Raw genomic sequence first — 24,205 nt, forward strand, 5'->3', positions numbered from 1 at the left:
GCGCGGCGTCTGCCGCGCCGGCCGAATGGCTCGTTCAAACTGATTCCGGAGGCAACCGAAACTGTCATGCCCTCATTCGATGTCGTTTCAAAGGCCGACCTGCACGAGGTCGCCAACGCGGTCGACCAGACCAACCGCGAGCTGACCACGCGCTTCGATTTCAAGGATTCCGGCGCCAAGCTCACGCTCAAGGACGCGGTGATGACCGCCGAGGCACCCAACCGCTTCCAGATCGAGCAGCTGCTGGACGTGCTGCGCACGCGCATGGCCAAGCGCGGCGTGGACCTCAAGTCGCTCGACTACGGCAAGGTGCAGGAAGTCGGCCAGCGGGCGACGCAGACCATCACCGTGCGCCAGGGCATCGATGCCGACCACGCCCGCAAGCTGGTCAAGCTGATCAAGGACGCCAAGCTGAAGGTGCAGACCGCCATCCAGGGCGACGAGCTGCGCGTGTCCGGCAAGAATCGCGATGATCTGCAGACAGTCATCGCCCTGCTGCGCAAGCAGGAAGACTTCGACCTGCCGCTGCAGTTTGTGAACTTTCGCGATTGAGCATGCGCCTGCCTCCGGCCATGCGGTGCTAACGCCGTGAAAGTTCCGCCGCAGCTGCTGCCCCTGCTGGAAGACGGCCTGATCGACGCCGTCGTGCGCCCGCTGCGCAGCGGCAAGGAGGCGGCCGTGTTCGTGGTGCGCTGCGGCGAGGAACTGCGCTGCGCCAAGGTCTACAAGGACGCCCGCCAGCGCGGCTTTCGCCAGGCCGTGGCGTACCAGGAAGGGCGCAAGGCCCGCAACAGCCGGCAGATGCGCGCCATGGAAAAGCGCAGCCGCTATGGCCGCCGCGAGGCGGAAACCGCCTGGCACAGCGCCGAGGTCGACGCGCTGTATCGCCTGGCGGCGGCCGGCGTGCGCGTGCCCCAGCCGTATGGACTGTTCGACGGCGTGTTGCTGATGGAGCTGATCACTGACCCGGCTGGCGACGCCGCGCCGCGTCTGGGCGATCTGCCCCTGACGGAGCAGGAGGCGCTCGATTGCCACGCGCGCTTGCTGGCTGACGTGGTGCGGATGCTGTGCGCCGGCATGGTGCACGGCGATCTGTCGGAGTTCAACGTGCTGCTGACGGCCGACGGGCCGGTCATCATCGACCTGCCGCAGGTGGTCGATGCCACCGCCAACAACAGCGCCCGTGCCCTGCTGGAGCGGGACGTGACCAATCTTGGCGAGTATCTGGGGCGTTACGCGCCGCAGTTGCAGGGCCGCGCCTACGGCCCGGAAATCTGGCAGCTCTACGCAGCCGGCGCCCTGCATCCGGACAGCGTGCTGAGCGGTGAGGTGGTGGCCGACACGACGCCGGCCAACGTCGGCGACGTGATGCGCGAGATCGACGCCGCACGCCTCGAAGCCGAGCTGCGTCAGGCCGGCCGCGAGGCGGCTGCCCAGCGTTGAGCCGGGCGTTGGTGGGTGGCGCTGGTCCGATCGATGCTTGCCGCTGCCCACACCCGAAGCTTGGCGTTCTGATATGACTGCACCGCTCAATCGCAACCGCGTGTGGCCCGGCCGGCCCTATCCGCTGGGCGCGCACTGGGATGGCCGCGGCGTCAATTTCGCCCTGTTCTCCCTGCATGCGGAAAAGGTCGAGCTGTGTTTGTTCGACGCCAGCGGTTCGCGACAGACGGCGCGCGTGGCGCTGCCCGAATACACCGACGAGGTCTGGCACGGCTACCTGCCGGACCTGCGCCCCGGACAGTTGTATGGCTATCGCGTCTATGGCCCGTATGAACCGGAGCGCGGCCACCGCTTCAATCACCACAAGCTGCTGATCGATCCCTACGCCCGCCTGCTGCACGGCGCCGTGCGCTGGCACGACGCGCTGCACGGCTACCGGGTGGGCGATGCGCGCGGCGACCTGTCCTTCGACACCCGCGACAGCGCCCGTTATGTTCCAAAGTGCGTGGTGGTCGACGAAGTAGCGGATGGTGACCACTGGCGCCGGCCACGCAGGTCATGGCGGCGCAGCGTGATCTGCGAGATGCACGCCGGCGGCTACACGCGCCGCCATCCGCAGGTGCCGGATGCCCTGCGCGGCAGTTTTCGGGGTCTCGCCGAGCCGGCGCCGGTCGCGTACCTGGCCGATCTTGGCGTGACCGCGGTCGAGTTGCTGCCGGTTCATGCGCACCTGGACGAACGGCGCCTGGTCGATGCGGGCCTCAGTAACTACTGGGGCTACAACTCGATCGGCTTTTTTGCCCCGGACAACCGCTTCCTGACCCGGCCGGACCTGGGCGAATTTCGCCTGCTGGCGCGCACGCTGCACGACGCCGGCATCGAACTGCTGCTGGACGTGGTCTACAACCACACCGGTGAGGGCAGCGAGCTGGGGCCGACGCTCAGTTTCCGCGGCATCGACAACGCCAGTTACTACCATCTGAATCCGCAGGTGCCGCGCCACACGCGGGACTTCACCGGCTGCGGTAACAGCCTGAATCTGGCCCAGCCGCGGGTGCTGCAACTGGTGCTCGACTCGCTGCGCTACTGGGTGCAGCAGATGGGCGTGGACGGCTTTCGCTTCGACCTGGCCACCACGCTGGCGCGCGAGGGCTTGGACGGCGGTTTCGATCCGGGCAGCGGCTTTTTCGATGCCGTGCGTCAGGATCCGGTGCTGGCCGGCGTCAAGCTGATCGCCGAGCCCTGGGATCTGGGTCCGGGCGGCTACCGGCTGGGCGGATTTCCAGCCGGCTGGGGCGAATGGAATGACCAGTACCGCGACACGGTGCGCCGCTTCTGGCGCGGCGACACGGGGCAGGTAGCGACGCTCGCCTCACGCCTGACAGGCTCCAGCGACATCTTTCCGAATCACGGCCGCCGGCCGACCGCCAGCATCAACTTCTTGACCGCCCACGACGGCTTCACCCTGTGCGACCTGGTGTCCTTCGAGCACAAGCACAACGCCGCCAACGGCGAGCAAAACCGCGACGGCACCGACAGCAACTTCAGCTGGAACTGCGGCGTGGAGGGGGCGACCGACGATCCGGTCATCGGGGCGCTGCGTCAGCAGCAGATGCGAAATCTGCTGGCGACGCTGCTGCTGTCGCAGGGCACGCCGATGCTGCTGGCCGGTGACGAGTTCGGCCACAGCCAGGGCGGCAACAACAACGCCTACTGTCAGGACAACGCCATCAGCTGGCTGGACTGGGCGCGGCTGGGGCAGGAAGAAGGGGCCGCCTTGCAGCACTACCTGCGGCGCCTGCTCAAGCTGCGACATCGGCATGGCGTGTTTCGGCGTGACCGTTTCTTCACCGGGCGGCCGATCGATGCCAGTGGCCGCAAGGACATCGTGTGGCTGAACGCCGACGGCAGTGAAAAAGCCCAACAAGACTGGCAGGCCGAGCCGCACCTGCTGGCCTTCGTTCTGGACGGCGAGGCAGGCATGGAGCACCTGGGGCCGCAGGGCCAGTCGCAGCGCGACGACAGTTACCTGGTCGTTCTGCATGCCGGTGCCGAGGCGACCGTGTTTCTAATGCCGCCAGCCGGGCTCGGCGCGTCCTGGCGGCGCGTGTTCGACACCTGTGCCGCCGACGGCCGTGGTGACGGATTGACCCTGCCGGCCGGTGGCGAGTGCAGCCTGTCGCCACGCTGCGTGCAGGTGTTCGAGCGGCTCGGCGAGTCATGACCGGGGACGTCGCTGTCCCGCTGGCCTTCGAGCTGGACGGCCGGCGGCTCGATTGCCGCGTGCTGCGCGCCCGGCGGCGTACCTATGCGCTGCGCGTGAGCGCCGATGGCGTGCTCGAACTGCGCGTGCCGCTGCGCCTGCCGGCGCATCTGTTGCCGGACATCCTGCATCGCCACCGGCGCTGGATCGCCGGCCAGCTCGAACGCCGCGCTCGCCGCGCGACCGCCGCGCCGGACTTCGGCCACGGCAGCCCGCAGCGGTATATGGGGCGCAGCTATCCCCTGCAACTGGCGGCCGGCCCTGCGCATGTGCGGTTGCTGGACGAGTGCTTGCAGGTGTCGGTGCCGGCGCCGGACCACGCGCCGACGGTCAGCGGGGCGCTCGATGGCTGGTACCGCCGCCAGGCGCAGGCCCTGCTGCCGCCACGGCTCGCGAGCTTGGCGAGCACCTTGCCCTGGCTGTCAGGGCGGTCCCTGCCACCGCCGCGGGTGGTGCGTCTGCGCGCGCGCTGGGGCAGCTGCGCAGCCGACGGTCGCATCACGCTGAACCTGGGCCTGGTGCTTCTGGAGCAGCCGCTGATCGACTACGTGCTGCTGCACGAGCTGTGTCATCTGCGGGAAATGAACCACGGGCCGCGGTTTTACGTCCTGCTGGCGGCCGCGCTGCCGGACCATCGCGAACGTCAGGCGGCGCTGCGCCAAGAGCGCCCATGGCGGCCTTTGCCGGCCTGATCCGGACCGAACAGCCGGGCTGGAACGCGCATCGGTTGTGCTATAAAACAACGCGCCTCGGCCCACTTGGCGTCCGTCGCACGGGGTTCCGAACAGCCCGGCGCGCCTCGACGTGGGCAGGGCCGGCCGCGTGAACCTCCAGCCTGATGATTTCACTTGCGTGCCGCGCGCAACCGCAGTTCGGACAGGATATCGAACGGGTGGGCGTGTCGGCTTGCCCGTGGCGTTGCCCGAATTCCCCCAGCCACAGACCAAGAACAGCTTCCATGCCAGCTTTGCGCCCGCTTGTCCGGACCGTGCCCGCGGTTCTTGTGTTCGCCTTTACCCTGACTGCCTGCGGCAAACAGGAGCAGGCGGCCGTCAAACCGCCCGGCATTCTCGTGACCACCACGCAGGTCGGCATGGCGTCGGTGGAGACGCTGGAACACAGCGTCGGCCAGATCGAGAGCCTGGTCGATCCGGTGGTGGCGGCTGAGGTTGCCGGGCGCGTGCTCAGCGTCAAGGCCGAGGTGGGCGACGAGGTGCGCAAGGGACAGACCCTGATCGAGCTCGACAGCGAGGATTACCGCCTGCGGCAGGGTTCGGCGCAGGCCGAGATCGGCCGCCTGGCGGCCCTGATCGCCCAGCAGGAGCGCCTGGTCGAGCGCTACGAGACCCTCGCGAAGAGCGATTTTTTTGCCAAGAACGCGCTCGATGATGCTCGCGCACAGCTGCAGGCCCTGCGCAGCCAGCGGGCCGCCGCGCAGGCGCAGCTGTCGGAAGCCACGCGCAATCTGGCGCGTGGCCGGGTGACGGCGCCCATCGATGGCGCGGTGTCGGCGCGCATGGTCAACGTTGGAGATTACGTTGCCGTGGGGGAGCCGATCGTGCGCCTGAGCACCGATCGCCTGCTGCGCGTGGCCCTGCCGTACCCGGAGGCGCTGGCCGATGTGCTCGAGCCCGGCCTGCCGGTGCGCCTGCGCTCGCCCTCGGCACCGGACACGGTGGTCGAGGCAGTCATCAGCGAGATCCGCCCCACCGTCGGCCAGGACAATCGCGCCTTGCTGGTGCTGGTCGACCTGCCCAACCCGGGCGGCTGGAAGGCCGGTGCCAGTGTCGATGGCGAGGTCATTCTCGGTCGTCGGGAGCGGGCGATGACGGTGCCTGAAACCGCCGTGGTGCTGCGCCCCGCCGGGCCGACCGTGTACGTGATCGAGGGCGACAAGGCGCGCGCCGTCGCGGTCAAGCCCGGCGTGTACCGCGCCGGCACGGTGGAGATACTGTCCGGGCTGGAGGCCGGCGTCCGGGTGGCGGTGGACGGCGCCGGCTTTCTGACCGACGGTGCAGCAGTGCGGGTGCAGGAAGGTGGCGCATGAGTCTGCCGGAACTTTCCATCAACCGGCATGTACTGGCGTACATGCTGAGCGGCGTGATCGTGCTGTTTGGCATCGTCGCCTACCGTGCGCTGGGCGTGGACCGCTTTCCGCAAATCGATTTCCCGATCGTGTCGGTGACCACCACCCAGCCGGGCGCCAACCCGGAGGTCATCGACGCCAGCATCACCAACATCATCGAGCGCCAGGTCAACAGCGTGCCCGGCATCGACTACATCCAGTCCAGTTCCACGCCCGGCGTGTCGCAGGTGACCATCACCTTCAAGCTGGAAAAGGACATCGACGTCGCCTTCCAGGAGGTGCAGTCCAAGGTCAGCCAGGTGGTGGCCAACCTGCCGGATGACGCCGACCCGCCGGTGGTGGCCAAGGTGGAGGCCGACGCCACACCGATCCTGTGGCTGCACATCCTGGGCGATCGCACGCTGCAGCAGCTGAACACCTTCGTCACCAACACGCTGCGCCGGCAGATCGAGACCATCGATGGCGTCGGCGACATCCGCATCGGCGGCCTGCGGCCGCGCAACATCCGCGTCGAGGTTCACCCGGAGCGCCTGAGCGCGCACGGCCTGACGGTGCAGGACGTGCTGGACGCGTTTCGCAACGAGCATCTGCTGCTGCCCGGTGGCTTCGTCACCTCGCGCACGCAGGAGCGGTTGCTGAAGCTCGACATCGAGTACCACAGCCCGCGCGAGCTGCAGAACATGGTGATCGGCTACCGGGACGGCGCCGAAATCCGCCTGTCGCAGGTGGCCGACGTCATCGACGGCATGGCCGATTACCGGCGTCTGGCGCGGCGCGACGGGCAGTCCGTGGTCGGCATGGGCATCGTCAAGGTGACCGGCGCCAACACCGTGGCCATCGTCGACGAGGTCCAGCAGCGCCTGAAAACGGAAATCGTCCCGCAGCTGCCGGCCGGCATCCAGATTCTTCAGGGCACCGACAACTCGATCTTCATCGTCGAGATGGTCGATGCGCTCAAGGAGCATCTGATCTCCGGCACGCTGCTGGCCGGGGCCGTGGTGCTGCTGTTCCTGCGCAGCTTCCGGGCCACGATCATCATCGCCGCCGCCATTCCGGTGTCGCTGCTGGGCGCCATCGCGGTGATGTACTTTCTGGACTACACCTTCAATTCCATGACACTGCTGGCGCTGCTGCTGCTGGTCGGCGTGGTGGTGGACGATGCCATCGTGGTGCTGGAGAACATCCACCGCCATCGCGAGCACATCGACCCGGACCCGCGCAGCGCAGCCATCGAGGGCACCAAACAGGTGATGTTCGCGGTGCTGGCCGCCACGCTGTCGCTGGTCGCCATCTTCGTGCCGGTGGTGTTCATGGGCGGCATGATCGGGCGTTTCTTCAGCTCGTTCTCGGTGGTGGTGGTGTTCGGCGTGCTGGTGTCCTGGTTCGTGTCGCTGACGCTGACGCCCATGCTGTGTTCCCGCTACCTGGACGTGAGCCAGCGCCACGGCCGTCTTTACGGGGCGTTTGGCCGCCTTTTCGAGGCCATGGACCGTTTCTACCGGCGTGTGCTGAATGCCGGCCTGCGCTGGCGTTGGGGGGTGGTGGCGGCAACCCTGATGGTGGTGGCCAGCAGCGGCTATTTTTTCGGCGCCATCGGCAAGGAGTTCGTGCCGGTGGAGGACGAGAGCCGCTTCATGGTGATCTTCAAGACCCCGCTCGGGTCGAGCGTCGAGTACACCAACTCGCGCCTGCAGATGATCGAGCAGGTGCTGGAGGCCGACCCGACGGTGCTGTACACCTTCGGCGCCATTGGCCTGTTCACGACCGCGCAGGCCAACGAGGGCATGATTTTCGTCACCATCACGCCGCGCGACGAGCGCGACATCAGCCAGCATGAGGTCATCGCCCGCCTGCGCCCGCAGCTGGCCAGCCTGCCCGGCGTGCGCGCCTTTGCCGTGCCGACACCGGCCATCGGCGGCCAGCGCGGCGAGACCCTGCAGTTTGCGGTGCGCGGCCCGAACCTCACGCGGGTCGGCGAGTACGCGGTGCAGATGCGCGAACGCCTGATGCAGATGCCCGGCTTCGGTTTCATCGACCTGGACCTGTTGCTGGACATGCCGCAGCTGCGTCTCGAGATCGACCGTACGCGCACGGCGGCGCTGGGCCTGTCCAGTCGCGACGTGGCGATGGCCGCCAACGTGCTGGCCGGTGGCATGGACATCGCCAAGTGGAACGACGATCCGGGCGACGGTGAGCGTTACGACGTGCGCCTGAAGGCGCCCGACGGGACCTTCGAAACGCCCGATGACCTGCGCAAGATTTTCCTGCGCGCCGGCAACGGCGAGCTGGTGCGCCTGGACACTGTGGCCCGCTTCGTGGAGAAGCCCGGCCCGGCGCGCATCGACCGCTTCGACCTGCAGTACGCGGCGCGTTTCTACAACAACCCCGAAATGCCCCTGAACGTGGCAGTCGAGAAGGTGCAGGGCGTCGCCGCCGAGGTGTTGCCGCTGGGTTATTCGATCAAGCTGCTGGGCTCGGCGCGCGAGTTCAGCCAGACCATGGGTTTCGTCGCCACCGCCTTCGTGCTGGCGCTGGTGATGCTGTACATGGTGCTGGCCAGCCAGTTCGATTCCTTTCTGCAGCCGCTGATCATCATGGTGGCCCAGCCGCTGGCGATGGTCGGCGGCCTGGCGGCGCTGTGGCTGGCCGGCCATACGCTGAACATCTATTCGATGATCGGTCTGGTGCTGCTGGTGGGTCTGGTGGCCAAGAACTCCATCCTGCTGGTGGACCTGACCAACCAGCTGCGCGACGAGGGCAAGAGCATCGCCGAGGCCCTGCGCGAGGCCTGTCCGGTGCGCCTGCGCCCGGTGCTGATGACCTCGCTGACGGTGATCCTGGCCATGCTGCCGGCGGCCTTCGGCGTCGGTGCCGGCTCGGACACCAACGGCCCGCTGGCGGTGGCGGTGATCGGCGGCATGGTGTCCTCGACCCTGCTCACGCTGGTGGTGGTGCCGGTGGTGTACTCGCTGGTCGAGAACGGCGTGCTGCGGCTGCGCGCGCGTCGAGCGGCTGGCCATCCCGTGTCGGCATGAGCCATCAGCCGCCACCGCCGGCGACCGAGCAGCGGGAAAAGCCGCTGCCGGAGCAGCATCCGAAGCCGGCGTCCGAGGATCCGGCCGCACCGCAGCGCGTGCAGGCCATCCTGGACAGTCCAAGCTACCGCATCGCCGACCAGGATCCGGATTTCCTGAGCCAGGAGGACACCCGCGGCCTGCGCCTGCACGTCGACTACCTGAAGCCGGAACTGCTGTTGCGCGAGCACGGCATACGTCACACGATCGTGGTGTTCGGCGGCACCCGCATCAGCGAACCGGCGGTGGCCGAACGGGATGTCGAGGCCTGCCGCGCCGCGCTGGCGGCCGAGCCGGGCAACACGGCGCTGGCCGAGCAGCTGGCGGTGGCGAAGCGGCGTGCCGCCAAGAGTCATTACTACGACGTAGCGCGCGAGCTGGGGCGCCTGGTCGGCTGTGCCGGTGACGGGCCGCAGGACTGCCGGGTGGTGGTGATGACCGGTGGCGGGCCGGGCATCATGGAGGCGGCCAACCGCGGCACCTTCGACGTGGGCGCCAAGTCGGTCGGCCTGAACATCAGCCTGCCGCGCGAGCAGTACCCGAACCCGTACATCACGCCGCAGCTGTGTTTTCGTTTCCACTACTTCGCGTTGCGCAAGCTGCATTTCATGCAACGGGCGCGGGCGCTGGTGGCCTTTCCGGGCGGCTATGGCACGTTTGACGAGCTGTTCGAGACCCTGACGCTGATCCAGACGCGCAAGATCCATCCGGTGCCGGTGGTGCTGGTCGGGGAGAGCTACTGGCGGCGGGCGGTCGATTTCGACTTTCTGGTCGACGAGGGCGTCATCGATCCCGAAGACCGGGAGCTTTTCTGGTACGCGGAAACCGCGCAGGACATCTGGGACAGCATCCAGCGCTGGCACGAGGCCAACGGCGGCAGCCTGTTTCCCTGCGCCTGAGTCGTGCCCGGTACGGTACCGTGCCGCTGGCGCCGTTCAGCCCGATGCGGACTTGCCGATGCGTTTCGGCAAGCCTCTGCGGTAGGACCACCAGACCACTGCGGTGAGGATCAGGATGCCGATGCTCAGCGCCCGCCGAGAATTTCCGCGATCACGCTCTTGACCTGCAGCAGCGAGATCACCGCCAGCAGCATTTGAATGATGGTCTCGCCGCCCTTGCGCTGGTGTTCGCGCACGATCTCGATCTGGTTTTTCAGCTGATCCAGCTTCGCCAGCACGGCCGTGCGCCGGGCATTCGAACCGCGGCACAGGTCGCCGGCATCGAACAGGGACCGTTCGGTGACGTAGTTGAAAACATTCGGCAGATACAGCGCGTTGAGATGACTGTCGGCGTCGAAATGGGCGTCCTCGAGGGCGCCGAGTCGGGCACCATGATCGGCCAGCGCCGCGCTGATGCCGCGCTCGGCCCAGTCCACCAGCGCTTCGTTGTAGATCAACGCCGCATGGGGCAGGATCAGGTACGGGCTGATGCCGATGCTGTTCCAACACTCGCGCATGCCGCGGTCGTCATCGGCGATGCTGATCAGCGTGCGGCGGTGAATGCGCAGGAACGACGAAGACGCGGCGAAGGTCGGCTCCAGCGTGTCGAGCGCCTCCTCGTCGTCGATTTTTTCGAAATCGAAGATGCCGGTGACGATGCCGCAGTAGGCCATGATCTGCCGCCGCTGTGGGCAGTCGTCGCGCATCCAGGCTTTGAGCCGTTGTGCAGCCTCGTCGCCGTCCGCTTCACGGGCGCTGCGCAGGGTGTCGAACACGTTCGGCCGCCGCGGTTCGTCGGTCTTGGCTGCGGCGTCGCCGTCGTCGTTGCCGATCAGCAGCTGCAGCGTTCCGCATTTCAGCTCGGGATCGTCGTTCGCCTGCAGTGGCAGCCCGAGGCGCCGCGGCAGTTCCGAGACCAGGCAGCCGGCCGAGTCGGCATCGTCCAAGCGGAACCGGATCTGCTCACGCAGGCCGGTGCGTTCCGTGCGGCCGTCGTACAGGTGGATCAGCATGATCAGGTCGTATTCGCTGAAGGTCTCGCCCTCGGGCGGGGTGATCACCAGATGCCAGATGCGTCGGCCGCAGGCCGCAAAACGCGTCGAACTGACCAGCAGCTCCGCCCGGCGCAATGGCGCCTCGATGCGCAGCTGCGGGGCACGGCCTTCGGAGTGGTAGGTGAACTGTTCCGGGTATTCGATCAGGATCGGCCGCCGCTGGGGATGCGCCGCGGGCACCGCTTCGATGCTGCTGCCGAACGGCGGAGGATCCTGGAAGCGGTAGGCCAGCAGGTCCAGTTCCATCGACTGGAACACACTGCCGGACGGGTAGACGAACGGCGATGTCGGCGACGCCGGGTTCTCGACGAAATGCAGGCACACCGCTGCCATTGCGATGTTCAGTGTGGGGTTGTCCGGTCCCGGTGCTTGGCTTAGGTCTGGCATCGTTTGCTCGCTGGGCGGTGGCTGACGCGCGGACTGTTGCGACGCGCGGGCACTACCGGGCGGCGACCGGCACGGCGCAATCGGCGCGCTCGGTCAGCGCCCGTTCCATGGCGCGAAAATCGGCATCCGACGCCGGATCCGTGATTCCAAGCGCCCGATAGAACTCGTGCAGAAACCCTTGCACCACGGCCCCCGGGACGGCGCCGGAGGGCGGATGGAACACCAGCAGCAGCAGGTGCCGGCAAGGTCCGCTGCCGCCCTCGAGCGCCGGTTGCACGTACGGCACATCGATCCGCCGCGCGCCCAGTCGCGCCAGCGCCGTCAGGCGTTCACGGGGCGGCATGGCGTTGCCATCCGGGCCGACCTGGTCCGGGTCTTCGGCTTCGGCGAACACGCCGCGCAGGGAGCTGCCATGGGCCTGGGCTTCCTGCTGCAGCCGGGCCAGTGCGCCCTGCACGAGCCGCCGGGCCAGGCCACGGCGGCGCGAGTCGGCCGCGATCACCAGATAGGTCAGCAGACCGCAGCGGCTGTCGCGGTAATACTCGAACGCGATACCGCCGAGCAGGTTTCGGCCCGGCTCGTCGACGGCGACCAGCAGGTGCATGCGCGGCTGCGGCGCGGGCAGCTCGCCATACAGCCGGGGGGGCCACTGTGCCGGGTCCTCGCGCTCGGCAGGATCGGTGAAGGTGCGCCGATACAAATCCTCGAAGGCGGCCAGCAATGCCGGATTCGGATGCTCGCGCAGATCGATCAGGTATGGGTCGGGCATGGTGTCGCGCGGTAGCAGGAAGGTTTCTGTCGCGACGGCCCGGTCGCGGGGCGTGATGGGCTCAGCATCGGAGCGGGATCAGCTTGGCGCCGGCGCCGGCCAGTCGCCGCCGAGTGCCTTGTGCAGCGTTGCGGCGGCCACGCGCGCATCGCGCGCGGCGGTGGTCAGGTCCAGCTGCGCCGTAAGCAGGCTGCGGTCGGCATCCAGCACATCCAGATATAGCCCCCGGCCGCTCAGGTACTGCAGGCTGGCCAGCTCGCGCGCCCGGGTCAGCGCCGCGACGGCATCGGTCTGCGCCCGCTCGCGCAGCTGCGCCTCGCGCAGGGAGGTCAGCGCGTCGCGTACTTCACGAAACGCGGTCTGCACCGTCTGCCGGTACAGCGCCTGCGACTGCGCGCGCCGGGCCTGCGCGCCGGCCACCTGGGCCTCGGCGCGGCCAAAGTCGAGCAGCGGCGCCACCAGGGAACTGCCGAGCGACCAGCTGGCCGCCGGGCCGCTGAAAAGATCGCCCACGCGCAGCGCGTCCGAGCCGATCAGCGCGGTCAGGTTGATGCGTGGGAACCACAGGGCACGCGCGGCGCCGATATCGGCATCGGCTGCGCGCAGCGCGGCCTGCGCGGCGCGGATGTCGGGCCGGCGCTCGAGCAGCTGCGCCGGCAGCACGCCGGGAAACTCGCCGGGCAGCTCCAGGGTCGCGAACTGGCCGGGCGGCGGCTGCTGGTCGAACAGCGCCTGTGGCGAGGCGCCGCTGAGCACTGCCAGCGCCGTCTGTGTCCGGCCGAGGTTCTCGCGCAGGCTGGCGGCCTGGGCGCGGGCAGCGGCCAGCGCTGCTTCGGCCTGGCGCAGCGTCAGTTCCGTGTCGGCGCCAAGACGCAGCCGCGCGCGTTGCAGGCGCAGCGCCTCCTGGCGGGACAGCACGGTGGCGTCGGTGATGGCCAGTTGGCGTTCGGTCGCACGCAGGTCGAGGTAGGCGCTGACCACGTCGGTCATCACCGTCAGGCGCAGCGCGTCGGCGGTGTAGGTGGATTCGAGCAGGCGCGCACGGGCGGCGTCGGTCGCGCTGCGCAGGCGGCCGAACAGGTCCAGTTCGTAGCCGAGCACGCCCGCCACGCTGTAAAACTCGCGCACGCCGGCGCTGCCAAGACTGTCGTTGCCGTTGCCGCTGGCGCTGCGCTGGCGGGACGCATCGGCCTGCGCGTCGAGTGTGGGCCACTGCTCGGCGCGGCTGGCGCCAAGCTGCGCCCGCGCTTCCTCGATGCGCGCGGCGGCCAGCGCCAGATCGAGGTTGTATTCGAGCGCCTGCGCCACCAGCGCATCGAGCGCCGGGTCGCCGAACCGTCGCCACCAGTCGGCCATGGGCGGGGCTGCATCCTGGCCGATGACCGGATCGTTCCAGCCGGCGGGCAGGGCGATTGCCGGCGGCGGTTCGTGCGGCGCCAGCGAACAGCCGGTCAAGGCCGCTGCCAACAGCAGCAGCGTCGCGTGTCGTGGTCGGAGCGGCACGGTGTCTGGACCCTGCTGTCGCGTCAGGCGTGCCCGAGCACGCTGCGCTGGCGCGCATAGGCGAAATACAGCACCACGCCGATCAGCATCCAGATCACGAAGCGCCACAGCGTCACAGCCTCCAGACTGGCAATCAGATAACCACACGACAGGATGGCCAGGATCGGCACCCACGGCATGAACGGCGTGCGAAACGGCCGCTGCAGGTCCGGTTGGGCGCGGCGCAGATACAGCACCGCCACCGACACCATGATGAAGGCCGCCAGTGTGCCGACGTTGACCAGCGACGCCACTTCGTGAATCGGCAGCATGCCGGCGGCGATGGCGATCACCAGGCCGGTGGCCAGGATGGTGCGCGCCGGCGTGCGCGTGCGCGGGTGCACGGTGGAGAAGACCTTGGGCAGCAGACCGTCGCGGGACATGGCGTAGAACACGCGCGTCTGGCCGTACATCATCACCAGCAGCACCGAGGTCAGGCCGGCCACCGCACCGATGGCCGTGGCACCGGCGGCAAAGCGCTCGCCGACCCGGGACAGGGCAAAGGCAATCGGGTCCGATACGTTCAGCGAGGTGTACGGCGCGATGCCGGTCAGCACCACGGTGACGGCGATGTAGATCAGCGTGCACAGGACCAGTGAGGCGATGATGCCGATCGGCATGTCCCGCTGCGGATTTTTTGCTTCCTCGGCGGCGGTCGATACGGCATCGAAGCCGATGTAGGCGAAAAAGATCAAGCCGGCGCCGGCCATGACGCCCTCCCAGCCAAACGGCATGAACGGCTGCCAGTTGGCCGGCTCTACGTGCGGCACGGCGGCGTACAGGAAAATGCCGATCACGGCCAGCTTGAGCACCACGATCAGGCCGTTGGCCAGGCTGGTCTGGCGCACGCCCAGCGCCAGCAGACCGCTGATCAGCAGCATCACGCCGAAGGCCGGCAGGTTGATGTAGCCGCCCTGCATCGGGCCGCCGACCAGCTCCGCTGGCAGCGTGATGCCAAGCCCGGCCAGCAGGCGCAGGAAATAGCCGGACCAGCCGATCGCCACCGTGGCGCAGGCCAGTGCGTATTCCAGGATCAGGTCCCAACCGATGATCCACGCCGGCAACTCGCCCAGCGTGACGTAGGTGTAGGTGTAGGCGCTGCCCGACAGCGGCACCGTGGAGGCGAATTCGGCATACACCAGCGCCGCGAAGGCGCAGGCGACCGCGCCCATCACGAACGACAGCGACAGCGCCGGCCCGGCCTTGGTGGCGGCCGCCACGCCGGTGAGCACGAAAATGCCCGCGCCGATGATGGCGCCGATGCCCAGCAGCGTCAGGTCCAGCCCCGACAGGCTGCGTGCCAGGCCATGCTCGCCATTGACGAGCGCGGCGCTGATGGGTTTCTTGCGCGTCAGGCCCTGCGTCATCGTGTGTGCTCCCTGGCGGTACAGGCAAAACCCTATGATTCAGGACTTGTCCGGCAAAGGAAAGCACCGGTGTTCCCGATGGGGCGCTGAATGAATCCATCCTGGATTTTTCAGCGTCCGCCATCTGGAGAAACCTGGTAGCGCAGCTTTGCGGCGCGATATCGCCCGGCACAGCTGGGCTCCTTGGGCGATGATCGCCCGGCACAGCCGGGCTTCCACAGTTTTCCAGTGGCTCACAAAACCCATGTGTGCAGCCACTGATTCTGGCGGTGCGTCCCTGCACCGTGGAAAACGCCGGGCGCCCCGGCGTTTCCCTATAATCCCCGGCCCATTCAGCGCGAGACCCCCCCATGACCTACTGCGTCGGCGTCAAGGTCAACGCCGGCCTGGTGTTCGCATCCGACTCGCGCACCAATGCCGGCGTCGACCAGGTCAGCACCTACAGCAAGATGCATGTGTTCGAGCGGCCCGGCGAGCGGGTGTTCGTGGTGCTCAGTGCCGGCAACCTGGCCACCAGCCAGGCGGTGATCCACCGCCTGCGGCGCGAGTTCAAGGACCCGGCCGGCGTCGGTCTGGGCGCCGTCGCCGACGTCTTCGAGGCCGCCGAGCATCTGGGCGACGTGAGCTACTGCGTCCAGAAGGAACACGCGGATGCGCTCGAGCGCAGCGGCGTGAGCGCCGAGGCAAGCTTCATCATCGGCGGTGAGGTGGCGGGCGCCGGCCACGAAATCTGTCTGGTCTACCCGCAGGGCAACTACATCAGCGCCACCCCGGAAACGCCGTATCTGCAGATCGGCGAGACCAAGTACGGCAAGCCGATCCTGGACCGCATCATCGCCGCCGACACCACGCTCGACGACGCGGCCCGCTGCGCGCTGGTGTCGCTGGACTCGACCATCCGCGCCAACATCTCGGTCGGACCGCCGCTGGATGTGGCCATCTGCGCGGCCGGTGAGCTGCGCGTCAGCCGGCGCCTGACTCTGGCCGGCGACTCGCCGCTGTACATGGGCGTCCAGCAGGGCTGGAACGAGGGCCTGAAACGGGCCTTCCTGGAGCTGCCGCGCTTCGAGTGGGAGCTGGGCGCGACCTGAGCCGAAACTGCGGCACTGCTGCGGGCAGCACGGGGCTGCGATTTCAGGCACGGGTGCGGTGACGGGTGCCACCTCACCGAGCAGAAGGGATTTGGACCTGGCTTGCCGGCCGGCGTGTTGCTGCCGGCCCCGTGAGTCGTGGTGACCTGGCGAAGCCGGTTGTTGGATTTCGCGCTTCTCCAGCGTGGGAGGCCCGCCCTCGGGCCGAATGGGTGGCCCGAGGATTCGCGGCGGGGGCGCCGCTCCCACGATGGGGCCGTTTTCACAATGGCGCCGCCGCCACGGGGCGGCGAGGGCCAACACTCCAAGGTGCGGCGTCAGCCGCCCTGGGCGATCCGCTCGCGCAGGCGCGCCAAATCCTCGGGCGTGTCCACGCCGACCGGCGCCGGCGCGCAGGCCTCGGCCACGTGGATGCTGGCGCCGTTCCACAGCGCGCGCAGCTGTTCCAGCATTTCCGTGCTTTCGATGGCAGCCGGCGGCCAGTGCACGAAGGCGCGCAGGAAGCCCACGCGATACGCGTAGATGCCGATGTGCCGCTGCCAGCCGGGGACCGCGTCGGCCAGATGTTCCGCTTCCGGCATGCCGTCGCGCGGCTGCGGAATCAGCGCCCGGCTGAAGTAAAGCGCATAGCCCTCGCGGTCGCAGACCACCTTCACCACGTGCGGGCTGGCGAGCTCCGACAGCGTCAGGATGCGCTGGCTCAGGGTGGCCATGTCGGCGGCCGGATGCGCGGCCAGATTGGCGGCCACCTGGCGGATCAGCGGCGGCGGCATCAGCGGCTCGTCGCCCTGCACGTTCACCACCAGGGCATCGTCCGGCAGGCCAAGCTGGTGGGCCGCGTCGGCGATGCGATCGGTGCCGCTGCGGTGCTCGGGCGAGGTCATCACGACTTCGGCGCCAAAGGCCTGCGCGGCGCCTTCGATGCGGGCATCGTCGGTCGCCACCACCACCCGCGCCGCGCCGCTGGCCAGCGCGCGCTCGTGAACCCACTGCAGCAGCGGCCGGCCGCCCAGGTCCGCCAGCGGCTTGCCCGGCAGGCGCGTGGCCTCGTAACGGGCCGGGATGATGACCGTGAAGTCCATGCGCGGGCCTACAGCTCGAGCTCGGCCGGAATCTGGCGCGCCTCGTCGATCAGCATCACCGGAATGTCGTCGACGATGGCGTAGGCCAGGCGATCGACCTTGCAGATCAGCTCCTGCGCCTTGGCGTCATACACCAACGGGCCCTTGCACAGCGGACAGACCAGGATGTCGAGCAATTTCTTGTCCATGGCCGAGTTTCTCCAGCAGGCGGGCGGCGAAGGCATCATCGAGCCGGACGTCGAAATCCAGCGCGTAGCAGCGCGAATGGGCGAACGGCTGGCATTTTACGGCATCCTTTCCGGTCATCACGACCGCCAGATCGTCGCCAAAATCCAGCGTCTGTGCGCGCAAGACGGCGTGGTCCGGCTGCGGATGCTCGATCACCGTCATGCCGAGGCGGCGCAGCTGATCGAAGAATCCGCCCGGCGCGGCGATGCCGGCGATGGCGTGCACCGTCCGCCCGGCGAAGGTGGCCGGCTCGAACAGCGCGCCGTTTTGCAGGCGCCGCAGGCGAAAGTTGACGAAGCGCATGCGGGTCTCGCCGGCGGCACCGTCGCCCTTGACCACCACGAAGTCCGCCTCGGCCAGGCGCGAGCGCGGCTCCCGCAGCGGCCCGGCCGGCAGCGGCAGGCCATTGCCGAACCGTCGCTGGCCGTCGACCAGCACGATTTCGATGTCCCGCCGCAGGCGGTAATGCTGCAGGCCGTCGTCACACACCAGCACATCGGCGCCGTCGGCGATGGCGCGGCGCCCGGCGCGGGCGCGGTCGGCGTCCACGTACACCGGCACGCCGGTGACCTGCGCCAGCAGCAGCGGCTCGTCGCCGCAGTCGGCGGCGCCCAGCGACGCATCCACGCGCAGCGGCCGCGGGCCCCTGCGGGCGCCGTAACCCCGGCTCAGAACCGCCGGCCGGTAGCCGTGGTCCTGCAGCAGCTGCACCAGCCACTGCGTGAACGGCGTCTTGCCGTTGCCGCCGACGCCGATGTTGCCGACCACGATCACCGGCACCGGCAGGCGCGTGCGCGGCAGCAGACCGCGCCGATAAAGACCCCGGCGCAGCGCCACCGCGACGCCGAACAGGGCCGCCGGCGCCAGCAGCAGCGGGAACGGCGGCAGCCACAGACACCAGCGCCGCTGCCAGCTGCGCTCGATCAGGCGCCGGGTGAGTCCATTCACGCAGGCAGCTCGCCGGCGTCGATGCGCTCCAGAAACGCGATGTCCAGCGGCAGCTTGTCGCCCAGCCAGGCGCAGCGCACGGCGTGGTCCCCGGCGTGGCCCAGGCCCGACTCGGGGTGGATCAGGATGTCCAGGCCCTGACGATTGAGCATCAGAAACGGCACCACCTGCCCGAACAGCTCCGGCCCGAAGGCCACCTGATACATCGGCTTGCTGTGCGGGCCGACCGGCTGCTCGCGCCAGCGGCCCATGCGCACCGGGAAGCGGCGCTCCAGTTCCTCGCGCAGCCAGGCCGCCGCCGGGCGCGTGGCGGGGTCGAAATACACGTGCGCGTGGTACTCGGCCGTCGTTTGCGGCAGCACGACTGAAAATTCCTGCATAGCCTCGATCTCCATGCTTTTTCGGTATCGCGATCAGCGCCGCAATCCGCCGCGACGATTATCGGCCACCGGCTATACCATGCGGTTTCCCGTTCTAGAGGAGAAACCCGATGGCCAAGTACACAAGCAAGGAAGCCAAGCAGTGGGCCCGCCAGCACATGGTCGGTTCCACCAACGCCCCGACCACCCCGTTCAAGCCGGATTTCAGCCTGGACGAGGCGGGTCTTGCCTACAACGTCGACAAATATGCCCAGATCGGCCTTTACGGTCTGATGACCGGCGGCAACATGGCCGAGGGCTGGAACATGACCCCGGCCGAGTGGAACCGCTACACGGAAATCTGCGCCAGCGCCAACCGCGGCCGCATGATGCTGACCTCGGTGATTCTGGATCCGTCGCCGTTCACGGTGATCGAGAAGGCCAAATTCCTGGACAAGCTTGGCTACGACCTGATCGAGGTCATCAACCCGGTCATCCAGCTGCGCTCGGATGCCGATCTTTACGGCTACTACAAGTACCTGAACGACCACAGTCCGCTGGCCATCGTGCTCTACCAGACGCCGACCGCCGGCGTGGTGCTCAACCACGGCCTGATCAACCGCCTGGCCGACCTGCCGATGATCGTCGGCATCAAGAACGGCGTCAGCAACCCGGCCGACAGCATCGCCCTGCGCAAGCTGTGCGGCGACCGCATCGTGGTCACCGAGCCGATGGAATCGTTTTATCTGTGGGACCGCATCGTGCACGGCGCCCAGTGCATCTTCGGCACGCTGGAAGTGGTCATGTACGGGCGCAAGCGCAACCGCTTCTTCGAGCTGGTGGAACTGGCCAATGCCGGCAACTTCAACGAGGCGCTGCCCATCTACCGCGAACTCGAACCCATGCGCGATCTGCTGACCGAGGTGTTCATGACGCCGCTGGTCACGCGCAACACCTACGCCCTGGCGCCGATCAAGTACTGGATGGAACTGCTGGGCTTCAGGATGGGCGTGTGCCGCCCGCCGCTGGCGCCGACCTGCGACGAGGCCACCAAGGAGCGCATTCGGGACGCGCTGCTGAGTGCCGGCGCCATTGTCGAGGAAGACCTGAAGGCGGCTTGACGCGCGCGATACTGAAGCCAAGGGCGGGGCGTTCGGCCGCGCCCCCGATCTGTGGTGGTCGTAAAACCGGATGGCGCAAGCTTGCCGTTCATGGCCGCGTCGCACCTGACGTGGTCTGATCCACGACCTTGACGGCTGGTAGTGTCCTGGCGATGGCACACTGGGGCCAATCAAGTGTTTTTTTGGTCACCATCGGAGCGGATGCCGCCGACTCATGAGCGCGCCAGATGACGCCATCGATCCAGCCAGCATCGGGCAGGCGCCGCGCCTGCCGCTGACCCGCTATCGCTTGCATTTACGCGCCGAAACGCCGGTCCGCTTGCCCGCCTACGCCGGTTCGGCCTGGCGCGGAGTGCTGGGGCATGCACTCAAGCGCACGGTCTGCGTGACGCGCGAGCCCACTTGCCCCGGCTGCCTGCTGTACCGCTCCTGCGTTTATCCCTATGTGTTCGAGACGCCGCCGCCGGTGGACGCGGCCAAGCTGCGCAAATACCCGGCGGCGCCGCATCCGTTCGTGGTGGAGCCGTGGCCGGATTGCCGGGACGTGGCCCCGGGCGAGGCGTTTGGCCTCGATCTGGTGCTCCTCGGCCGAAGCCGGGGGCAGTTGCCCTATTTCATCGAGGCGCTGCGGCGGGCCGGCGAGACCGGCGTCGGGTCCGGAGCGTCAACGGGTGCGGGGCACTATGTCCTGGAGGCCGTGGCGCAGCAGTCAGCCGGCGATTGGGTGGAGATTTATCGCCCCGGCGCCGGCCTGGAGGCGATGCATGAACCCACCGCCGCTGCGCCGCCAGCGCCCACGGGCGGCACGCTGCAGATCGGGCTGCTGACGCCGCTGCGGCTGAAGGTCGAGAACGGTCTGGTCACGGCCGACCGGCTGCGGTTTCGGGATTTCTTCTCGCACCTGCTGCGGCGGGTGTCGCTGCTGAGTTACTTCCATACCGACGCGCCGCTGGAGACCGACTTCCGCGGCCTGGTACAGGCGGCGGAACTCATCGACTGGCAGGCCACCGAGCTGCGCTGGCAGGACTGGACGCGTTATTCCTCCCGCCAGGATGCGCTGCTGCAGATGGGTGGCCTGGTGGGGACGCTCACGCTGCCCACGGCAGGCCTGGAGCCGTTCTGGCCCTACCTGTGGCTTGGCCAGTGGACGCATGTCGGCAAGGGTGCGGTGATGGGCCTCGGCCGCTACCGGCTCAGTGCCGCCTGACGCAAGCTTGCCGGGCCGGCAGATGGCAGCGGAGGGGACAGATACTGCGGCCATGGATACCTACGCCCCCGCCCCCGATGCGTGCATCGCCCCTGCGCTGCCGGCGGATTTTCCCCGCCGCGTGCTGCTGGCCGTGACGGGTCTGTCGCCGCAGATCGTCACCGAAACGCTCTACGCGCTGGCCATCCGGGCGGACCCGCCGTGGCTGCCGACCCAGATCCGGCTGCTCACCACCGCCCGCGGCGCCGAGCACGCGCGGCTGAACCTGCTGTCGCAGGAGCCGGGCTGGTTCCACCGCCTGCGGGCCGACTACGGCCTGCCGGACATCCGCTTCGATGCCGAGTGCATCGAGGTCATCCGCGACGGCGCCGGCCAGCCGCTGGAGGACATCCGCAGCCAGGCCGACAACGACGCCACCGCCGATGCGCTGACCGAGGCCGTGCGCGCCCTCACCGCCGACCCCGACTGCGCGCTGCACGTGTCGATCGCCGGCGGGCGCAAGACCATGGGCTATTACCTGGGCTATGCGCTGTCGCTGTTCGGCCGCCCGCAGGACCGGCTGTCGCACGTGCTGGTGTCGCCGCCGTTCGAGTCACACCCGCTGTTCTACTACCCCAGCCCCGGCGAGCGGGTGATCCACACGCTCGGCCCCAGCCCGCAGCCGCTGGACTGCCACCAGGCCGAGGTGACCCTGGCCGAGATCCCCTTCGTGCGCCTGCGCGACGGACTGCCGGACCGTTTGCTGGCCGGGGCCGCGCGCTTTTCCGACACGGTAGCGGCGCTCAATCGGAGCCTGGGCGCGCCGCGCCTGGTCATCGACGTGAACGAAGCGCGCCTTCTCGCCGGCGGCTGCGAGGTGCCGATGCCGCCGGCCGACCTCGCCTTTCTGCTGTGGTTCGCGCGCCGGGCCCGTGCTGGACTCGATGGCTTGCGGCGGCCGTTCGAGACAGGCCCCAATCTCGATTACGCGCGCGAGTACCTCGCCGAGTACGACCGCCTGCGTGGCTTGAATACCGCGGTCGAGGAACGCTACCGGTACGGTCTGTCCGTTCGCGATTTCGACGAGCGCCGCTCGCGCGTCAACGCGGCATTGCGCAACGCCCTGGGCGCACGCGCTGCGGCGCCCTACCTCATAGAGGGCGAGGGCCGGCCGAAGGTCTACCGCCTCGGGCTTGCCCCGCAGGCCATCGAGATCCGGGAGGACTGAGTCATGACCGCGCCGCAAGCTGCGATACCCGATCCGTCCGACATGCAGCCTCCCGATGTCCACGTCTGCCTGGTCTCCGACCAGGCTGCCGCCAACCTGTTGCCGGCGCTCGATCCGACGCTCAAGCCGCAGGCGGTGGTGCTCTTGGTCAGCAGCAAGATGCAACGGCGCGCGGACGATCTGGACGCCGTGCTGCGCGAGACCGGCGTGCGCACCAGCCGGCGCGAGCTGCCCAACGAGCACGATCCCGCTGCCCTCGAAGCCGTCCTGCTGGAGGTGGCGAGCGATCACGAGGGCCGGTCCGTAGCCCTCAACGTCACCGGCGGCACCAAGCTCATGGCCCTGGCGGCGCAGTCGGTGGCCACCGCAGCCAACTGGGCGGTGTTCTACGTGGACGCCGACACCGACGAGGTCATCTGGCTGGCGCCCAAAGCCGGCCGGCAGCGGCTTTCGCAGCAATTGCGCCTGCGCCACTACCTGCGCGGCTATGGCTTCACGCTGCCCGAGGGCACGCCTCGACCTCCCAATGAGCGCGGTTACGATGAGCTGCTGCGCACCCTAGTGACGCAGGCCGGCAACCAGGCGCTGCCGCTCGCGCAACTGAACTGGATCGCCCAGCAAGCCGAGGACAAACGCCGGCTGCAGGTGCAGCTGACCGAAGAGCAGGCCGACAGCCGGGCGCTGGAGGCGCTGCTGCGCGATTTCGAAAAAGCTGGCGCGCTGCGCGTGGAGGCGCGCACGCTCACCTTCGCCAGCGAGGTGGCGCGCGACTTCGTCAAGGGCGGCTGGCTGGAGCGCCACGTGTTCCAGACGCTGGCCGGGCTCAAGGCCGAGCTCGGGGTGCGCGATGACGCGCTGAACCTGCAGGTGGAAGATGCCGATGCCGTCAGGAACGAGCTCGACATCGCCTTTCTGGCCCGCAACCGCCTGTTCGTCATCGAATGCAAGACCGGGCGCATGGACAGCCCCCAGGCACCCAAGGCCAACGACGCCCTGTTCAAACTCGCCGAGAACTGCCGCCGCATCGGGGGTCTCGGCACGCGCGGCATGCTGGTCAGTTATCGGCCGCTGGGCGATGCGGAGCGCCGCCTGGCCAAGGCGCTCAACATCGCGGTGGTCGCCGCTACGGAACTGGCGCAACTGCGGGATGCCATCGGCAAGTGGGTGCGGCGCTGATGCGGCGCCAAGCTTGCGAAATCCGCCCATAACAACCCAATCGTGCATCATTGCCGCCACCATTACCGGACACGGGCATGAAACGACTCGAATACCAACTGCGCTTTCTCACCCCGGCCTTTCTCGGCGATGGCGAGCAAAGTGCCCGCTGGCGCACGCCGCCGCTCAAGCACCTGCTGCGCGAGTGGTGGCGCGTGGTCTGGGCCGCGGAGCACGGTTTTCCGAATGGCGATTCCGCGGTGCAGCAAATGCGCCACGAGGAAGGCCTGCTGTTTGGGCATGCGTGGCTGGAAGATGACACCTGGGAGCGCAATGGCCGACAGGTCGCGACCGCGGCGCGCAAGAGTCTCGTGCGACTGCGGCTGGATTCGTGGGGTTCCGGAAAGCTAAAAAGCTGGCAGGATCTGGAGCAAGGAACGATTTACCATCCCGAGTTGCAAAGAACGCGTTACAAGGTCGGTCCGCACGCTTACCTGGGTTATGGTCCGCTCGATGGCCGCGGTAACACCAAGCTCAGCGAAAAGGCCAATGCTGCCATCCAGGCAAACGAATCCGCCACCTTCGCCATCGCCTTTCCGGCCACGCACCCGCAGCCTGAACTGAAGGAGCTGATCGAGGCCAACGCCCCACGCATCGAACGTGCGCTGTGGCTTATGAACCGCTACGGCACGCTAGGGAAACGCTGATTTATTCCCACGTCTAGGTGGCATGAGACCTTGGTCCTGAGACAATGCGGCCTGGTCCGCAGCGGGGGTGAGCAGACGTCATGCAAACGAGCTTTTCCGATCTCGAGTACGCCGGCAAGAAGAAGCAGACGCGCCGCGAGCGCTTCCTGGCGCAGCTGGAGGCGGTGACGCCGTGG

The 24,205-nt window shown here is 68.2% G+C and carries 21 protein-coding genes; 13 read left to right on the top strand and 8 right to left on the bottom strand.

Going from position 1 to position 24,205, the window contains the following annotated elements; genetic code table 11:
• The first annotated feature begins 66 nt into the window (after window positions 1-66).
• From H5U26_RS09995 to H5U26_RS10025, 7 genes are all read left to right on the top strand, one after another.
• On the top strand, window positions 67-552 hold the full coding sequence (locus H5U26_RS09995; RefSeq protein WP_290619205.1) for a YajQ family cyclic di-GMP-binding protein: 486 nt from the start codon (window positions 67-69) through the stop codon (window positions 550-552).
• Window positions 553-588: 36 nt separating this feature from the next.
• Window positions 589-1,443, top strand: coding sequence for a PA4780 family RIO1-like protein kinase (locus H5U26_RS10000; protein ID WP_290619207.1), 855 nt, complete (start codon window positions 589-591; stop codon window positions 1,441-1,443).
• Between the two features lie 73 nt (window positions 1,444-1,516).
• Window positions 1,517-3,667 carry a glycogen debranching protein GlgX gene (gene glgX, locus H5U26_RS10005; RefSeq protein ID WP_290619209.1) on the top strand — a complete coding sequence of 717 codons (2,151 nt, stop codon included), beginning with the start codon at window positions 1,517-1,519 and terminating at the stop codon, window positions 3,665-3,667.
• Window positions 3,664-4,398, top strand: a complete 735-nt coding sequence (locus H5U26_RS10010) for a SprT family zinc-dependent metalloprotease (RefSeq protein WP_290619211.1) — start codon at window positions 3,664-3,666, stop codon at window positions 4,396-4,398. Before glgX ends, H5U26_RS10010 begins: the two co-directional genes overlap by 4 nt.
• A gap of 296 nt (window positions 4,399-4,694) precedes the next feature.
• Complete coding sequence (locus tag H5U26_RS10015) at window positions 4,695-5,753, top strand: efflux RND transporter periplasmic adaptor subunit (protein WP_290619213.1); 1,059 nt, start codon at window positions 4,695-4,697, stop codon at window positions 5,751-5,753.
• Entirely contained in the window at window positions 5,750-8,827 is a 3,078-nt protein-coding gene (locus tag H5U26_RS10020) for an efflux RND transporter permease subunit (RefSeq protein ID WP_290619215.1), read from the top strand. Before H5U26_RS10015 ends, H5U26_RS10020 begins: the two co-directional genes overlap by 4 nt.
• Complete coding sequence (locus H5U26_RS10025) at window positions 8,824-9,765, top strand: TIGR00730 family Rossman fold protein (protein ID WP_290619217.1); 942 nt, start codon at window positions 8,824-8,826, stop codon at window positions 9,763-9,765. The genes H5U26_RS10020 and H5U26_RS10025 overlap by 4 nt, the downstream gene beginning before the upstream one ends.
• A gap of 125 nt (window positions 9,766-9,890) precedes the next feature.
• Here the strand turns inward: H5U26_RS10025 and H5U26_RS10030 are convergent, their stop codons facing one another.
• The 4 genes from H5U26_RS10030 to H5U26_RS10045 all read right to left on the bottom strand — a co-directional run bounded on the left by H5U26_RS10030 (window position 9,891) and on the right by H5U26_RS10045 (window position 14,924).
• Window positions 9,891-11,246, bottom strand: a complete 1,356-nt coding sequence (locus tag H5U26_RS10030) for a hypothetical protein (RefSeq protein WP_290619218.1) — start codon at window positions 11,244-11,246, stop codon at window positions 9,891-9,893.
• Window positions 11,247-11,298: 52 nt separating this feature from the next.
• Complete coding sequence (locus H5U26_RS10035) at window positions 11,299-12,015, bottom strand: GNAT family N-acetyltransferase (protein ID WP_290619220.1); 717 nt, start codon at window positions 12,013-12,015, stop codon at window positions 11,299-11,301.
• A 78-nt stretch (window positions 12,016-12,093) separates the two neighbouring features.
• On the bottom strand, window positions 12,094-13,518 hold the full coding sequence (locus H5U26_RS10040) for an efflux transporter outer membrane subunit (protein ID WP_290619221.1): 1,425 nt from the start codon (window positions 13,516-13,518) through the stop codon (window positions 12,094-12,096).
• 23 nt (window positions 13,519-13,541) lie between these two features.
• The gene (locus tag H5U26_RS10045; protein ID WP_290619222.1) at window positions 13,542-14,924 is read right to left on the bottom strand and encodes an amino acid permease; all 1,383 of its coding nucleotides are present in this window, start codon (window positions 14,922-14,924) and stop codon (window positions 13,542-13,544) included.
• Window positions 14,925-15,274: 350 nt separating this feature from the next.
• Between H5U26_RS10045 and H5U26_RS10050 the strand changes: the two genes are divergently transcribed.
• Window positions 15,275-16,015 carry a proteasome-type protease gene (locus tag H5U26_RS10050; RefSeq protein WP_290619224.1) on the top strand — a complete coding sequence of 247 codons (741 nt, stop codon included), beginning with the start codon at window positions 15,275-15,277 and terminating at the stop codon, window positions 16,013-16,015.
• 317 nt (window positions 16,016-16,332) lie between these two features.
• Here H5U26_RS10050 and kdsB read toward each other — a convergent pair whose 3' ends face one another.
• From kdsB to H5U26_RS10070, 4 genes are read right to left on the bottom strand one after another with little or no spacing between them, the layout of a single operon-like run.
• Window positions 16,333-17,097 carry a 3-deoxy-manno-octulosonate cytidylyltransferase gene (gene kdsB / locus H5U26_RS10055; protein WP_290619225.1) on the bottom strand — a complete coding sequence of 255 codons (765 nt, stop codon included), beginning with the start codon at window positions 17,095-17,097 and terminating at the stop codon, window positions 16,333-16,335.
• A gap of 8 nt (window positions 17,098-17,105) precedes the next feature.
• Entirely contained in the window at window positions 17,106-17,285 is a 180-nt protein-coding gene (locus H5U26_RS10060) for a Trm112 family protein (RefSeq protein ID WP_290619226.1), read from the bottom strand.
• The gene (gene lpxK / locus H5U26_RS10065; protein WP_290619228.1) at window positions 17,224-18,273 is read right to left on the bottom strand and encodes a tetraacyldisaccharide 4'-kinase; all 1,050 of its coding nucleotides are present in this window, start codon (window positions 18,271-18,273) and stop codon (window positions 17,224-17,226) included. The genes H5U26_RS10060 and lpxK overlap by 62 nt, the downstream gene beginning before the upstream one ends.
• Window positions 18,270-18,668 carry a DOPA 4,5-dioxygenase family protein gene (locus tag H5U26_RS10070; RefSeq protein WP_290619229.1) on the bottom strand — a complete coding sequence of 133 codons (399 nt, stop codon included), beginning with the start codon at window positions 18,666-18,668 and terminating at the stop codon, window positions 18,270-18,272. The genes lpxK and H5U26_RS10070 overlap by 4 nt, the downstream gene beginning before the upstream one ends.
• Before the next feature lie 95 nt (window positions 18,669-18,763).
• On the opposite strand from H5U26_RS10070, the gene H5U26_RS10075 reads away from it, so the two are divergent.
• From H5U26_RS10075 to H5U26_RS10095, 5 genes are all read left to right on the top strand, one after another.
• Window positions 18,764-19,753, top strand: a complete 990-nt coding sequence (locus H5U26_RS10075) for a dihydrodipicolinate synthase family protein (protein WP_290619230.1) — start codon at window positions 18,764-18,766, stop codon at window positions 19,751-19,753.
• A gap of 214 nt (window positions 19,754-19,967) precedes the next feature.
• Window positions 19,968-20,960, top strand: coding sequence for a CRISPR system precrRNA processing endoribonuclease RAMP protein Cas6 (cas6, locus tag H5U26_RS10080; protein WP_290619231.1), 993 nt, complete (start codon window positions 19,968-19,970; stop codon window positions 20,958-20,960).
• A gap of 52 nt (window positions 20,961-21,012) precedes the next feature.
• Window positions 21,013-22,167, top strand: a complete 1,155-nt coding sequence (gene csm6, locus H5U26_RS10085; protein WP_290619233.1) for a CRISPR-associated ring nuclease Csm6 — start codon at window positions 21,013-21,015, stop codon at window positions 22,165-22,167.
• Between the two features lie 3 nt (window positions 22,168-22,170).
• Complete coding sequence (locus H5U26_RS10090) at window positions 22,171-23,343, top strand: DUF1887 family CARF protein (RefSeq protein ID WP_290619235.1); 1,173 nt, start codon at window positions 22,171-22,173, stop codon at window positions 23,341-23,343.
• A 77-nt stretch (window positions 23,344-23,420) separates the two neighbouring features.
• A complete protein-coding gene (locus tag H5U26_RS10095; RefSeq protein WP_290619238.1) occupies window positions 23,421-24,029 on the top strand; it encodes a hypothetical protein in 609 nt (202 codons plus the stop codon).
• Window positions 24,030-24,205 lie beyond the last annotated feature (176 nt).

It is taken from the genome of Immundisolibacter sp. (genome assembly GCF_014359565.1).
Taxonomy (GTDB): domain Bacteria; phylum Pseudomonadota; class Gammaproteobacteria; order Immundisolibacterales; family Immundisolibacteraceae; genus Immundisolibacter.

Coding starts and splice junctions, on each gene's coding strand:
- H5U26_RS09995 (WP_290619205.1), top strand. CDS start 67: ATGCCCTCATTCGATGTCGTTTCAAAGGCCGACCTGCACGAGGTCGCC.
- glgX (WP_290619209.1), top strand. CDS start 1,517: ATGACTGCACCGCTCAATCGCAACCGCGTGTGGCCCGGCCGGCCCTAT.
- H5U26_RS10010 (WP_290619211.1), top strand. CDS start 3,664: ATGACCGGGGACGTCGCTGTCCCGCTGGCCTTCGAGCTGGACGGCCGG.
- H5U26_RS10020 (WP_290619215.1), top strand. CDS start 5,750: ATGAGTCTGCCGGAACTTTCCATCAACCGGCATGTACTGGCGTACATG.
- H5U26_RS10025 (WP_290619217.1), top strand. CDS start 8,824: ATGAGCCATCAGCCGCCACCGCCGGCGACCGAGCAGCGGGAAAAGCCG.
- H5U26_RS10030 (WP_290619218.1), bottom strand. CDS start 11,246: ATGCCAGACCTAAGCCAAGCACCGGGACCGGACAACCCCACACTGAAC.
- H5U26_RS10035 (WP_290619220.1), bottom strand. CDS start 12,015: ATGCCCGACCCATACCTGATCGATCTGCGCGAGCATCCGAATCCGGCA.
- H5U26_RS10045 (WP_290619222.1), bottom strand. CDS start 14,924: ATGACGCAGGGCCTGACGCGCAAGAAACCCATCAGCGCCGCGCTCGTC.
- H5U26_RS10050 (WP_290619224.1), top strand. CDS start 15,275: ATGACCTACTGCGTCGGCGTCAAGGTCAACGCCGGCCTGGTGTTCGCA.
- kdsB (WP_290619225.1), bottom strand. CDS start 17,097: ATGGACTTCACGGTCATCATCCCGGCCCGTTACGAGGCCACGCGCCTG.
- H5U26_RS10060 (WP_290619226.1), bottom strand. CDS start 17,285: ATGGACAAGAAATTGCTCGACATCCTGGTCTGTCCGCTGTGCAAGGGC.
- H5U26_RS10070 (WP_290619229.1), bottom strand. CDS start 18,668: ATGGAGATCGAGGCTATGCAGGAATTTTCAGTCGTGCTGCCGCAAACG.
- H5U26_RS10075 (WP_290619230.1), top strand. CDS start 18,764: ATGGCCAAGTACACAAGCAAGGAAGCCAAGCAGTGGGCCCGCCAGCAC.
- cas6 (WP_290619231.1), top strand. CDS start 19,968: ATGAGCGCGCCAGATGACGCCATCGATCCAGCCAGCATCGGGCAGGCG.
- csm6 (WP_290619233.1), top strand. CDS start 21,013: ATGGATACCTACGCCCCCGCCCCCGATGCGTGCATCGCCCCTGCGCTG.
- H5U26_RS10090 (WP_290619235.1), top strand. CDS start 22,171: ATGACCGCGCCGCAAGCTGCGATACCCGATCCGTCCGACATGCAGCCT.
- H5U26_RS10095 (WP_290619238.1), top strand. CDS start 23,421: ATGAAACGACTCGAATACCAACTGCGCTTTCTCACCCCGGCCTTTCTC.